Annotated in this window: 13 protein-coding genes, 1 rRNA gene and 1 pseudogene; 3 read left to right on the top strand and 12 right to left on the bottom strand. The window is 42.2% G+C overall.

Annotated features, from left to right (window positions below; translation table 11 throughout):
- From K358_RS0103045 to trxA, 8 genes and pseudogenes are all read right to left on the bottom strand, one after another.
- Nucleotides 1-165: ribosomal RNA gene (locus tag K358_RS0103045) — 16S ribosomal RNA — on the bottom strand; the annotation flags it as partial.
- A 599-nt stretch (nucleotides 166-764) separates the two neighbouring features.
- On the bottom strand, nucleotides 765-1,478 hold the full coding sequence (fre, locus tag K358_RS0103040; RefSeq protein ID WP_027695442.1) for an NAD(P)H-flavin reductase: 714 nt from the start codon (nucleotides 1,476-1,478) through the stop codon (nucleotides 765-767).
- A gap of 12 nt (nucleotides 1,479-1,490) precedes the next feature.
- Nucleotides 1,491-1,760, bottom strand: a complete 270-nt coding sequence (locus tag K358_RS0103035) for a 2Fe-2S iron-sulfur cluster-binding protein (RefSeq protein WP_027695441.1) — start codon at nucleotides 1,758-1,760, stop codon at nucleotides 1,491-1,493.
- A complete protein-coding gene (locus K358_RS19540) occupies nucleotides 1,750-2,181 on the bottom strand; it encodes a UbiD family decarboxylase (protein WP_404818222.1) in 432 nt (143 codons plus the stop codon). The genes K358_RS0103035 and K358_RS19540 overlap by 11 nt, the downstream gene beginning before the upstream one ends.
- A gap of 65 nt (nucleotides 2,182-2,246) precedes the next feature.
- Nucleotides 2,247-3,624 (bottom strand): annotated as a pseudogene (ubiD, locus tag K358_RS0103030) (4-hydroxy-3-polyprenylbenzoate decarboxylase); the annotation flags it as partial.
- A gap of 99 nt (nucleotides 3,625-3,723) precedes the next feature.
- Entirely contained in the window at nucleotides 3,724-4,725 is a 1,002-nt protein-coding gene (locus K358_RS0103025) for a hypothetical protein (protein ID WP_027695439.1), read from the bottom strand.
- A gap of 162 nt (nucleotides 4,726-4,887) precedes the next feature.
- Nucleotides 4,888-6,147, bottom strand: a complete 1,260-nt coding sequence (gene rho, locus K358_RS0103020) for a transcription termination factor Rho (RefSeq protein WP_027695438.1) — start codon at nucleotides 6,145-6,147, stop codon at nucleotides 4,888-4,890.
- Nucleotides 6,148-6,354: 207 nt separating this feature from the next.
- The gene (trxA, locus tag K358_RS0103015; RefSeq protein WP_027695437.1) at nucleotides 6,355-6,681 is read right to left on the bottom strand and encodes a thioredoxin TrxA; all 327 of its coding nucleotides are present in this window, start codon (nucleotides 6,679-6,681) and stop codon (nucleotides 6,355-6,357) included.
- Nucleotides 6,682-6,794: 113 nt separating this feature from the next.
- Between trxA and rhlB the strand changes: the two genes are divergently transcribed.
- Entirely contained in the window at nucleotides 6,795-8,108 is a 1,314-nt protein-coding gene (gene rhlB, locus K358_RS0103010; protein ID WP_027695436.1) for an ATP-dependent RNA helicase RhlB, read from the top strand.
- Nucleotides 8,109-8,122: 14 nt separating this feature from the next.
- Nucleotides 8,123-9,616 carry a guanosine-5'-triphosphate,3'-diphosphate diphosphatase gene (gene gppA / locus K358_RS0103005; RefSeq protein ID WP_027695435.1) on the top strand — a complete coding sequence of 498 codons (1,494 nt, stop codon included), beginning with the start codon at nucleotides 8,123-8,125 and terminating at the stop codon, nucleotides 9,614-9,616.
- 88 nt (nucleotides 9,617-9,704) lie between these two features.
- Here gppA and hemB read toward each other — a convergent pair whose 3' ends face one another.
- A complete protein-coding gene (gene hemB, locus K358_RS0103000) occupies nucleotides 9,705-10,742 on the bottom strand; it encodes a porphobilinogen synthase (RefSeq protein WP_027695434.1) in 1,038 nt (345 codons plus the stop codon).
- Between the two features lie 192 nt (nucleotides 10,743-10,934).
- On the opposite strand from hemB, the gene K358_RS0102995 reads away from it, so the two are divergent.
- Nucleotides 10,935-11,699: a TatD family hydrolase gene (locus tag K358_RS0102995; protein WP_027695433.1), complete on the top strand. Its 765-nt coding sequence runs from the start codon at nucleotides 10,935-10,937 to the stop codon at nucleotides 11,697-11,699.
- Between the two features lie 114 nt (nucleotides 11,700-11,813).
- On the opposite strand, the gene tatC is transcribed toward K358_RS0102995, so the two are convergent.
- The 3 genes from tatC to tatA all read right to left on the bottom strand — a co-directional run bounded on the left by tatC (nucleotide 11,814) and on the right by tatA (nucleotide 13,334).
- Nucleotides 11,814-12,587, bottom strand: coding sequence for a twin-arginine translocase subunit TatC (gene tatC, locus K358_RS0102990; protein ID WP_027695432.1), 774 nt, complete (start codon nucleotides 12,585-12,587; stop codon nucleotides 11,814-11,816).
- Nucleotides 12,588-12,653: 66 nt separating this feature from the next.
- Complete coding sequence (tatB, locus tag K358_RS0102985; RefSeq protein WP_027695431.1) at nucleotides 12,654-13,076, bottom strand: Sec-independent protein translocase protein TatB; 423 nt, start codon at nucleotides 13,074-13,076, stop codon at nucleotides 12,654-12,656.
- 3 nt (nucleotides 13,077-13,079) lie between these two features.
- A complete protein-coding gene (gene tatA, locus K358_RS0102980) occupies nucleotides 13,080-13,334 on the bottom strand; it encodes a Sec-independent protein translocase subunit TatA (protein ID WP_027695430.1) in 255 nt (84 codons plus the stop codon).
- Between the last annotated feature and the right edge of the window lie 40 nt (nucleotides 13,335-13,374).

Raw genomic sequence — 13,374 nt, 5'->3', positions numbered from 1 at the left:
TCGTTTCCAACTGGTATCCCCCTCTACTGGGCAACTTCCTATGCATTACTCACCCGTCCGCCGCTCGACGCCGAAGGTGCAAGCACCTTCTCGTTTCCGCTCGACTTGCATGTGTTAGGCCTGCCGCCAGCGTTCAATCTGAGCCATGATCAAACTCTTCAATTTAAGATTTTGTGACTCAACGAATACTGACTTCAAAACTATTCTCCTTAAAAGAAGAAGTAACTTTAAAGCTATTACCATTCCAACAGAATGGTAATGAATTGACTGTGCCGCTATTATTACTTTCACTTTAAAAAGTGAAATCAAACGAGCTCAAGGCTGCTTTTCATAATAGCAATTTGGTCACTCAGTTCATTGAAATCATTGTTGCTTCCTCTCTTCTTTAAAAGAGACGAGCTATATTGATTATTATCAACGAGTGCCCACACAGATTGATAGGTTTAAATTGTTAAAGAGCGTTGTTCTTATTGGAAGCACTTGGTGCATCCCGTTGAACAGGGCGGCCATTTTAGCGATTTAAAAGTTCGTGTCAAACACTTTTTTAAAACTTTTTTTCGCAAACCTTTTTGAGAAGGTTTTGACCTCTAACTCGTTGCTGCCGTTAGGCTGTGTGCTCCGTGTCAGTGAGGGCGCATTATAGGGAGATCTTTGGGGTTAGCAAGATCTTTTTATCGTTTTTTTGGCTTTTTTTATTGTTCGATTAAAAAAGGAGCTAAAAGCCCCTTTTTTGTATATAAAACTCTCTAATTGACACATTTCTTCTATATAAAAGCATACGCATCAGCAAACATACGATTTCTCTGTGCTTGCTTACGATCCACAAATTGATCTCGAGCCGCACCCGCCATTTCAAATCGTCCTGCGATATAAATATCAAAATCGACTAAAGATTCAAAGTCTTGCTCAATCGCTTGCAGAACATTACCTAGCTTACCTTGCCAATCTTGCTCTTCATTCTCTATCACTGGAACAAAGTGAACATTCTTGGTTTGTTGGGCGATTTCTTTTAATTCTTGCATAGCATATAGCTGACTACTGTCTTTTCCTCCCCAATATAAATAAATTGGCTGAGTTTTATTTTGACTAATGCAGTGATCGAGAATTGAACGTACATAACTAAAGCCAGTACCACCAGCAATCAGTAATAGAGAGCGTTCTTGATCTTCTTGTAACCAGGCATCCCCATGTGGAGCATCAATTTGAATACTACCGCCATCCGCATAAGCTTGGTTCATTGCCTCTACAACTTCGATGGCATAAGCATTATGTTCTGCAGCGCCAATATGTAATTCTAACTCTCCAGAATGTCGACAAGGGCTATTGGCAATTGAAAATGGTCGCTTATCTTTTTCCCCCATCACTACCATGAGATATTGCCCAGCCTTAAACGACACTGGCGCTTCCGGATGTAATAAAATACGAAATGTGTTACTTGCCAATGGTTCGATGGACTTTACTTTACATTCAATGGTCATGATTTCCTCTTGTCACTCTTCAAATGTCAAAATTAAGTGACTCTTTGCGTATGCTTGGCAAGGGAATATCCAACCCTGCTGCCTTTCTTTATTTGTCAGCATAGGTTCCAGTTGATATTCCACTTCACCTTCGATCTTTTTACAGATACAAGTCATACATGCTCCAACTTTACATCTAAACGGTAGCATGATGTCTTGTTCTATTGCGGCAGATAATATGGTTTGCCCCGAATCACAGGTAAACTCTACATTGCTAGGTTTAATTATTACCTTATAAGTCATCTGGAGTAATGATGCCTAGATCATTCCAGATGCTGTCTATTCTTTTCACCAATTGAGAATCTTTAATAATTGGAGTTCCCCACTCTCTTGTCACTTCATCAGAAAACTTATTAGTGGCATCAAGTCCCATCATCGATCCTTTCTCGCTATTCAACATTAGCGTGTCTCGTGAAGGATCCATACGAGTGGTGATCGCCCATATAACATCATTCCAATCCGAGATATCAACATCGCCATCACAAATAATGACAAATTTAAGATCGATCTTCTCTTGCAACAGATCTTGTAATTTATTGATGAGTTCGAATCCCTGGCCAGTTTGGCTCTTTTCTATTTTGACTATCATCATTTGATGAGAATTATCTTGGATAGGGAAATGCAAAGCGGTGATTTCAGGTATCTGTTGATATAGATTCGCCACATCACCTTCAGTTAATTGCACCGAAGCCGTGTTATGTAGTGAATTATTTGACTTATCAGCTTCAATTTCAGCTGGCCACTTCTTGGTGATGTCCATTCCCATTTTGGACCCCAAGCCAACAATCGGCGAAGCAAAATCAAGAGAATCTATCGGCGTATTATCGATAAACAAGGTATCCCTTTGCGGTTGCATATTTTCAACCATCGCTTGCGCTACGCTACTCCAGTCTCGAGCATTAACGTCTTCATCACACACTAAAACATACTTGGTGTACATAAACTGACGTAAAAATGACCACACCCCCATCATGACTCTTTTGGCATGACCAGGATATTGTTTCTTCATCGTCACCACAGCCATGCGATAAGAACAACCTTCCGGCGGCAAATAAAAATCGATAATTTCAGGGAACTGTTTTTGCAGAATCGGCACAAACACTTCATTTAATGCCACGCCTAATACCGCAGGTTCATCCGGTGGACGCCCAGTATAAGTACTATGATAAATCGCATCTTCACGCATCGTAATATGAGTAATGGTAAACACATGATGCTTTTCTGGCTCGTTATAATAGCCAGTATGATCCCCGTAAGGACCTTCATCTGCAAATTCTTGTGGGTCGATATAGCCTTCAAGTACCAACTCCGCACTCGCTGGAATATCAAGATCATTAGTCAGTGACTTTATCACCTCTGTTTTGCTACCACGAAGTAACCCTGCGAAAGCATATTCAGACAAAGTATCTGGTACAGGCGTGACCGCACCCAGTACTGTCGCCGGATCGGCACCAAATGCAACCGAGACAGGGAAAGGCTTTCCAGGGTACTTTTCCATCCAATCACGTAAGTCTAGCGCTCCGCCTCGATGAGCTAACCAACGCATGATAATTTTATTCTTGGCAATTTTTTGCTGACGATAAATTCCTAGGTTTTGACGCTTCTTATTCGGGCCTTTAGTGATGGTTAAGCCCCAAGTTAATAGCGGCGCAACATCATCAGACCAACAGCTCATTACTGGAATTTTATCGAGATCAACCTGATCGCCCTGCCAGACAACTTTTTGGCAAGCAGCCGTTCGCAACCTTTTTACCGGCATATTTAATACTTGTTTAAATAACGGTAGTTTTGAAAAAGCATCTTTAAAGCCCTTTGGTGGCTCAGGCTCTTTTAAGAAAGCGAGTAATTTACCCACTTCACGTAATTCACTAACTTCTGTTCTTCCCATACCGATAGCTACACGTTCAGCGGTGCCAAACAAGTTAGTCAATACTGGCATGTCGTAACCTATAGGGTTTTCAAATAACAAGGCCGGGCCACCAGCACGTAAAGTACGATCACTGATTTCTGTCATTTCATAATGAGGATCGACAGGATGAGAAATTCGCTTGAGTAAGCCATTCGTTTCCAAATGCTCAATGAAGTCACGTAAATCTTTAAAACTCATAACCTTTCCACTGGCTGCATGCGATGGCGGACATTATATACACAACAAAGACAATATGCATGAGCTCTCAAAGTAAAATCACAATCATTATCATTAAATTTATGGCTGTTCTATCGTAGCGATTGATTTAAGTAATGCTTGTGATTGGCTCACTTGCCCAGATTCAAGCAATGAGACCAACCAGTCATAGTGCTCACTTTCAGATAGCGTTTGTGCCACCAATAAACCATCACCGGAATGATTCAACCGATCGATAAGAAAAGTTTGCACACTTTCAGGCATTGGCTTGATGCTGGTAAGTTGCTTTAACGCGATGGGTTTTATCGCCGGATTTTGCGTAGCACTCATAACTTGTTGCAATGAAAATGGATCAGCTTGTTGGGCTAAGCGTTGAATTTCCTTCAAGCTATGTTCATCACCTTTCATTTTCCACAATAAATTATAAAGCCGTTCATCCTTAGTTAATTGAGCCAACTTAATAACCATCGGCGTTGTTGGTAGCCACTTTAGACTATTACCTACTAATTGATTAGAGAGAAACTGCAAAGCTTGAGGGGAAAGACTATCGGCTTCAGTAACAAATAGCGCTTCTTTTTGTTTCACTTGATAATCGTCACCTTGCAACCAATTAGCGAGTTGCAATTGGTTATTTTCAGCTTCAATAATGAAGTCGAGGGTTGTTTGATCTAGCTTCCAATGATTGATTAAGCGATTGGCCACCAGCGAAGCATTAAAAGCGGGAAGCGTCACACTATAGCCCTCACCAGATTCTGAATATTGGTAGAGTGGCTGACGAGTTTGGTGAGATTGAATGAAAATAGCCAAGCGAGGACTCAGCACCAAGCGCGTGTCTTCTACTTTTTTTAAAAAGAGATAGCGCACCACTTCTTGCCTAGGCATAAACATACCATCCACTAAGGTTTGGATTTCGGGAACTTGGTCTTGCAAAGCTAATTGATAGATCTGCTCTACCGAAGATTGAACCTTAGGGTTAGTTAACCAAGATGTGACTTCATTGTGAGTCATCTCACTTGCTTGTACCCACTGCCCACTAAGCACAATATTCAGCAGAAAAATAATCGCTAACATCCGATGTCGCATTTTGTTTTCCTGTATTGAAATCGAGGTCATCCTAACCTCTCATACCCAAATCATTAGGATATCTTGATATGGTGCAAGTAAATTACCTTTTAGACAATAAAAATCACCGCCCAATGTGAGCGGTGATAGTCTTTATTCGTAGATAAACAGCAAATTCAGAATTTACTGACGGCGCATCGCGTCAAAAAATTCATTATTGGTTTTGGTCATTGCCAATTTGTCGATCAGGAATTCCATCGCATCCGTTTCACTCATCGGGTGAACAATTTTACGTAGGATCCACATTTTTTGTAGTTCATCCGACTTAGTTAGCAATTCTTCACGGCGAGTACCTGAACGGTTAAAGTCGATAGCTGGGAAGACACGTTTTTCCGCAATCTTGCGGTTTAGGTGTAATTCCATGTTACCTGTACCTTTAAACTCTTCGTAGATAACTTCATCCATTTTAGAACCGGTATCAACCAATGCTGTTGCGATAATAGTTAAACTACCGCCCTCCTCAACATTACGAGCCGCACCGAAGAAACGCTTAGGACGATGTAGTGCATTAGCATCTACGCCACCAGTTAAGATCTTACCTGATGAAGGAACGACTGTGTTATAGGCACGCGCTAGACGAGTAATAGAATCTAGTAAAATAACGACATCTTTCTTATGCTCAACCAGACGCTTGGCTTTTTCAATCACCATTTCAGCCACTTGAACGTGACGAGAAGCGGGCTCATCAAACGTGGATGCAATCACTTCACCTTTAACAAGGCGCTGCATCTCAGTTACTTCCTCTGGACGCTCATCGATAAGCAAGACCATCAATTCACACTCAGGGTGGTTATGGGCAATACTTTGAGCAATATTTTGCAGTAGCATTGTCTTACCCGCTTTTGGCGGAGCAACAATCAGACCACGTTGGCCTTTACCAATCGGAGATGCTAAATCTAAAACACGAGCTGTAATATCTTCGGTGGAACCATTACCACGCTCCATAACCATACGTTCATTAGCATGTAGAGGGGTTAAGTTTTCGAAGAGAATTTTATTACGGGCATTGTCAGGGCGATCAAAGTTAACAGTGTTAACTTTCAAAAGAGCAAAATAGCGTTCACCATCTTTAGGTGGGCGTATTTTTCCTGCTACCGAATCACCTGTTCGTAAATTAAAACGGCGAATTTGACTTGGGGATACATAAATATCATCAGGCCCTGCAAGGTAAGAGCAATCTGCTGAACGTAAGAAGCCAAAGCCATCTTGAAGTATTTCTAAAACCCCATCGCCAAAAATATCTTCACCACCTTTCGCATGCGCTTTAAGGATGGAAAAAATGATATCTTGCTTTCGTAAACGGGCTAAATTTTCCAAACCGAGGCTCTCGCCAAGCGCAACAAGCTCAGATACAGGTCTGCTTTTCAGTTCTGTTAGGTTCATAGTGGTGGGTGCTTTTTTTGTCAAAATAGGATTCTGTTGGTTATTTAATAAGATATGTTTGACCTATAGGAACGGCCAAGAAATGAACATTTGTGTATTTAACGTGCGATAAATTATCACTAAAGTAAAGACTAGTCTAGCTTTATAAAATGACAAAACCGCATATAAGCGATTTATATACGGCTAAGTTTATCATTTTATAGATGCTTATAGATTCGCATCTAAAAACTCTTTCAATTGAGTCTTTGATAATGCGCCAACTTTGGTTGCGGCAACACCACCATCTTTAAAAAGAAGTAATGTTGGAATACCACGGATACCAAACTTTGGTGGCGTACCAGAGTTTTGGTCGATGTTCAATTTACCAATGGTGAGCTTGCCTTCATATTCATCAGCAATTTCATCAAGAATTGGGGCGATCATTTTACAAGGACCACACCATTCTGCCCAGAAATCTACTAGAACTGGACCAGCAGCTTTGATTACATCATTTTCGAAACCTTCATCAGAAAGCTGCATAATCTTGTCACTCATCTTCCACTCCAATATATAATTTTATGCCCTGGTTGGATGATAACCAGCAATTAGATTCCCTATTTGAATGGATTTACTTTCGTATTGCAAGCTTAAGCTGATATTCTATAGCAATGAAAAAGACACACATCACAGAGCAAAAATTCGCCGACTTGGATTTATTACCCCAAGTCATTGAAGGATTGGAGAAAAAAGGGTTCGAGTACTGCACCCCTATCCAAGCCTTGGCGTTGCCGGTACTGCTCACCGGCCAAGACATTGCAGGCCAAGCCCAAACGGGTACAGGTAAAACGCTCGCGTTTCTTACTGCTACTTTTAATCATTTGCTCAAAACAGCCGAGCCAGAAGGACGTGCCAAATCACACCCTAGAGCGATTATTATGGCGCCTACTCGTGAGCTAGCGATCCAAATCTATAACGATGCGGAAGGCTTAATTGCGAGTACAGGCCTAAAAGCAGGCTTAGCTTACGGTGGTGAAAGCTACGAGAAACAGCACGCTAAATTACAAGATGGCGTCGATATCTTGATTGGTACTTGTGGCCGAATCATTGATTTCTACAAGCAAAAAGTTTTCAGCTTAAACAGCATTCAAGTTGTGGTACTGGATGAAGCCGATCGCATGTTCGATTTAGGTTTTATTAAGGACATTCGCTTCTTATTCCGTCGTATGCCGGAGCCAAGTGATCGCCTAAACATGCTATTTTCTGCCACCCTCTCTTACCGAGTGCAAGAGTTGGCATTTGAACATATGCACAACCCTGAGCATGTGGTCGTCGAAGCTGAACAAAAAACCGGCCACCGTATTGAAGAAGAATTATTCTACCCTTCAAACGAACATAAAATGGCGCTACTGCAAACACTTATCGAAGAAGATTGGCCAGAGCGCGCAATTATTTTTGCTAACACTAAGCATAAATGTGAAGCCGTTTGGGGTAGCTTAGCGGCAGATGGACATCGTGTAGGCTTATTAACAGGTGATGTTCCTCAGAAAAAACGTGAACGTATTCTAGAAGAATTTACTCGCGGTGACGTGGATTTCCTAGTTGCAACCGATGTTGCTGCTCGTGGTCTACACATTCCAGCAGTGACTCACGTGTATAACTTTGATCTACCTGATGATTGTGAAGATTATGTACACCGTATCGGTCGTACTGGTCGTGCAGGCGCAAGCGGCAAGTCAATCAGCTTTGCTTGTGAGCAATACGCGGTAAACCTACCAGGAATTGAAGAATACATTGAACACACCATTCCTATGTCGGAATACGATGCTGAAGCACTGCTAACTGATTTACCGCCACCAATACGTTTGCAGCGCCGTCCGCAAACCAACCGTAGAACCAATACCGGTGGCTCTCGTAATTCAAACCGTAATAATGGTTCGCGCAATAATAATCGCCGCCCGCGCCAACCACGTAACCCGAGCTAAGGTATAATTGGTTTATGAGTAATGCAGTTTCATCCCCTTTATATGCTGTGATTGATTTAGGCTCTAACAGCTTCCATATGTTAGTCGTTCGCCACATTGATGGCAGCGTGCAAACTATGGCAAAAATCAAACGTAAAGTTCGCTTGGCCAATGGATTAGATCAAAATAATCAATTAAGCCAAGAAGCCATGCAGCGAGGATGGGACTGTTTAAGCTTATTTGCTGAGCGTCTGCAAGATATTCCGGCCGATAATATTCGTATCGTGGGGACGGCAGCGCTTCGCTCAGCAACCAATGTTGATGTGTTTGTCGAAAAAGCCAATCAAATTCTAGGCCACCGTGTCGAAATCATCTCAGGTGAAGAAGAAGCCGCAACTATTTATAAAGGCGTGGCTCATACTTCTAGTGGTCTAGGGCATCGTTTGGTGGTCGATATTGGCGGAGCGAGTACTGAGCTCATCATTGGCCGTGAGTTTGACGCTAAAGCACTGGTGAGCCTACCTATGGGTTGCGTCACCTGGCTGGATCACTACTTTCACGATCGCCAATTAACTCGCCAAAATTTTGAACAAGCTATTTTGGCGGCAAAATCGACCCTAGAGCCAATTTTACAGAAATATACCACCCTTGGTTGGGATGTCTGTGTTGGCGCGAGCGGTACGGTTCAGGCACTGCAAGAGATCATGTTGGCTCAAGGTATGGATGAGATCATTACCTTAGCTAAATTAAAGCGACTACAGAAACAAGCCATGATGGCCTCTCATTTAGAAGAACTCGATATTGATGGCCTAACACTAGAGCGCGCTTTAGTTTTCCCTAGTGGGTTGTCGATCTTAATCGCAATATTTGAGAGTTTAAATATTGAATCGATGACATTAGCGGGCGGCGCATTACGCGAAGGCTTAGCTTATGACATGATCGGTGAAATGCGCCAATCCAATATTCGTCAGCGCACAATTTCCAGCGTGCAACAGCGTTACCAGGTTGATGTTCAATATGGTAATCAAGTGGCGGATGTCGCGATGCAATTGCTGCAGCAATGTGGCCACCAGCAATGGATCCCAGAAGCCCAAGCAGAGTTTTTATTACATTCAGCAGCGGAGTTACATGAGATCGGTTTGAGTATTGATTTCAAAAAAGGTGGAGAACACGGTGCCTACTTACTCCAACACCTAGATCTCCCCGGTTTTACCCGTGCACAAAAACACTTTCTTGCTGAACTAGTAAGACGCTACCGCGATTCGCTATCGTCTCTACCCGAGCAACATGCACTATCAGGGCAAAGCAGTAAGCGCCTACTACGCCTGCTACGTTTATCTGTTTTACTCACACACCGTAGATGTACTCAGATTCAACCTAAGTTTGCACTAACCGCTCAAGATGATCATTTGATTCTAGCAATGGATAGTACTTGGTTAAAAGACAATCCATTAACTCAAGCGGAATTAGAAATTGAAGCGAACCGTCAAACGGATATTGGTTGGCCGTTAACCATTACTAGCTTGTAATTTCACTGCAATAAAATTCTTTCGATAAAAAATGGGAGCCTATTTCAGGCTCCCATTTTTTATTCCATTTTAACACTCAACGCTAAGATTAATCTTCCACCTGATCGGCAGAGATATTATCTTGCGCTAACCACTCTGCGACATCTTTAGCAAAGTAAGTCAAAATACCATCGGCACCAGCACGCTTAAAGCACAGTAGCGATTCCATCACGGTTTCTTTTTCTTTTAACCAACCATTTTGAATCGCCGCTTTGTGCATCGCGTACTCACCTGATACTTGATAAGCAAACGTCGGCACTTGAAGCTCAGTTTTTACTCGGCGAACCACATCTAGGTATGGCATACCAGGTTTCACCATCACCATATCGGCACCTTCATTGATATCCATCGCCACTTCATGCAACGCTTCATCACTGTTAGCCGGATCCATCTGGTAGTTTTTCTTATCAGCGCCTTTCAAGTTATTGCTAGAGCCGACTGCATCACGGAACGGGCCATAATAATTAGAAGCATACTTGGCAGAATACGCCATAATTTGCGTATGAATGTGACCGGCCTTTTCCAGTGCTTCACGGATTTTACCAATGCGCCCATCCATCATATCCGATGGCGCGACCACATCAGCCCCTGCTTCCGCATGCGATAATGCCTGCTTAACTAACACTTCTGTAGTTTCTTCATTCAGCACATAGCCATCTTTATCGATGATGCCATCTTGGCCATGGGTAGTATATGGGTCAAGCGCAACATCAGTGATCACACCAATATCTGGCACATGCTCTTTCAATTCGCGTACTGCACGTTGCACTAAGCCTTCAGAGTTATGAGCTTCCGCGGCACATAATGATTTTGCATCCTGATTTACGACAGGAAATAGCGCAATCGCTGGCACGCCTAATTTGGCTAGATAGTCGGCCTCTTCCAATAATAAATCAATGGATAGACGCTCAACGCCAGGCATGGATTCTACCGCTTCACGACGGTTTTTCCCCATCAATACAAACATCGGATAGATCAGGTCATTGACTGATACTTTATTCTCAGCGACTAAGCGACGACTGAAATCGTGCTTACGGATACGACGTAAACGACGACCAGGGAATTGACCTTGAATAGATACTGACACCTTTACTCTCCTTACTGATAGGTTCTATAACTTTCACTTCCCCCATCATATCACCCTCGCCATGCCATGAAAGCAAAGAATGTCTCAATCCCTTATGAATTCATAATCGGATATGAACTTAGCTTCCGAGTCATTTATCCTCCAGTCACTTATGTATATACTAAGTGAGTATTCTCCAACTATGAGTTTTTTATGATAGATAGCCATGCGCACATTTATGCCGAAGAATTTGATCAAGACCGTGATGAAGTCGTTCAACGCGCTAAAGATATCGGCATAAAGAAAATTTTACTGCCTAATATTGATTTGAATTCAATTGAGCCTATGCTCGCAACAGAAGCCGCCTATCCAGACACTTGTCATTCAATGATGGGATTACACCCTTGTTACGTCAATGCCAATATTGAACAAGATTTAGCGACCATTAAAGCGTGGTTTGATAAACACAAGTTTATTGCGGTAGGTGAAATTGGTATTGATTTATATTGGGATAAAACCTTCCAAGCGGAACAAGAATTTGCCTTTCGCGAACAGTTAAAATGGGCCAAGCAATTAAAGCTACCGGTAGTGATCCATACTCGAGATTCCATCGATCAAACACTGAGTATTTTATCTCAGGAACAAGATGGTACATTAACTGGAGTCTTCCACTGCTTTGGTGGCTCAATCGAACAAGCCAACGCGATTAACGAACTCGGCTTCCATTTAGGAATTGGTGGAGTTTCGACTTTCAAAAATGGCGGAATGGATAAAGTCATCCCTGAGCTTAATCTTGATTACCTTCTTTTGGAAACAGATTGCCCTTATTTAGCGCCAACCCCGCATCGTGGTAAGCGAAATGAACCGTCGTTTATGCAGCTAGTGGCACAACGTATTGCAGACTTAAAAGAGATGCCGCTCTCGCAAGTGTGTGATATTACCGATCGTAACACTGAAACCTTATTTCAACTCAAATAGAAGTCGAGCCATCGGTTGATACGATAATGTTTCACATGAAACCATAAAAAACGCAGCCACCTTTATCATAAAAACAAGTGGCTGCGTTTTTCGATCTTACGTATCAAAGACGGTTTAGGATTTCACTTCATCTTCATCGTTATCATCTTGGTCTTCATCCGACTCTCCTCGCTTGGTATAGAAACGTGAGAAGAACAAACCAATCTCAAACAAAATGCACATAGGCACCGCCAGTAAAGTTTGCGACACCATATCCGGCGGTGTTAATAGCATTCCAACAACAAAGGCTACAACGACAATATACGGCCTTTTCTGAGCCAAGGATTTTGCATCTGTCGCACCGGTCCAGCACAACAAAATAATCGCAACCGGTACCTCAAAAGCAATACCAAATGCCATGAATAGTGAAAGAACAAAATCCAGATAACTAGAAATATCAGTTGCAAACTCTACCCCGCCTAACGAAATAGCAGTAAAGAAACCAAAGATCAGCGGGAACACCACAAAGTAAGCAAACGCGACACCAGCATAAAAAAGCAAAGAGCTAGAAAAGAGTAATGGTGCGATCAGACGACGCTCGTGTTTATATAAGCCTGGCGCAACAAACGCCCATATTTGATAAAGCACCAGAGGGACAGCAACAAATACTGAGGCCACCAAGGTAAGTTTAAGTGGAGTGAAAAATGGCGATGCGACGTCGGTTGCGATCATGCTTGCGCCCTCAGGCAAGCGATCGATTAATGGCGCGGAAACAAATTCATATATATGGCTAGAAAACCAAACTAAACAAACAAAGACCACTAAAACAGATGCAATCGCTTTTAAGATTCGGTTTCTCAGCTCAATCAGGTGGGTAATTAATGGCTGAGTTTGTTGTTGAGTGGACATGTGAACCTCTTGATAACACGCTAACTCACTGGAGATAACCAGTGAGCAGCAAAGAAAAACAGGGAGTTAAGCTTTTTTGTCGTCAGATATTTTATTCTCATCGGTCGAACCTTCATCTTTCATGATGCGGTTCTCTTCCGGTAGATGTTCATCTGTCGAATTGGAAGGCGTTGTTGTAGAGGTAGGTTCAGATTGTTTAGCATAAGGTCGCTGAACATCTTGAGCGGCTTTTTTTAGCTCTTCAATAGAAGATTGCAGCTCAGGAGAGAGATCTTTCATCCCCATATTTTCAGCCTTACGTAAATTATCTTGTAGCTCTTGTATTTTGAGCTCTTGAGATAATTCATCTTTCACATTGTTCGCCATTGTTTTTGCAGTGCGAACAAACTTGCTCACACTACGTATCGCAACCGGTAAACGCTCAGGCCCTAGAACAACAAGTGCGACAACCGATATTAATACCAGCTCCCAAAAACCGATATCAAACACCGATTAGCCCTGCTCTTTTTCTTTTTTAGCGTCCGTTTCTACGCTTGCATCCGCTTTGTTTTGATCAAGCGATTTTGCTTCAAAATCCGCATCTTTTGATTCAGTTTTTTTATCGGTATCTTCTTCGCTCATCGCTTTTTTAAAGCCTTTTACCGCAGAGCCTAAATCGCCACCAATACCACGTAGTTTTTTAGTACCAAATAACAACACAACGATAACTGCAATAATCAAAAGTTGCCAAATACTGATTCCGCCCATTTGTTTTACCTCGGGTCAAATAAAAAGAAACACATTTTAA

Origin of the sequence: Vibrio litoralis DSM 17657, assembly GCF_000426765.1 — a bacterium.
In the GTDB taxonomy this organism is placed as follows: Bacteria; Pseudomonadota; Gammaproteobacteria; order Enterobacterales; family Vibrionaceae; genus Vibrio; species Vibrio litoralis.
This window is presented reverse-complemented; position numbering and strand designations above follow the sequence as displayed.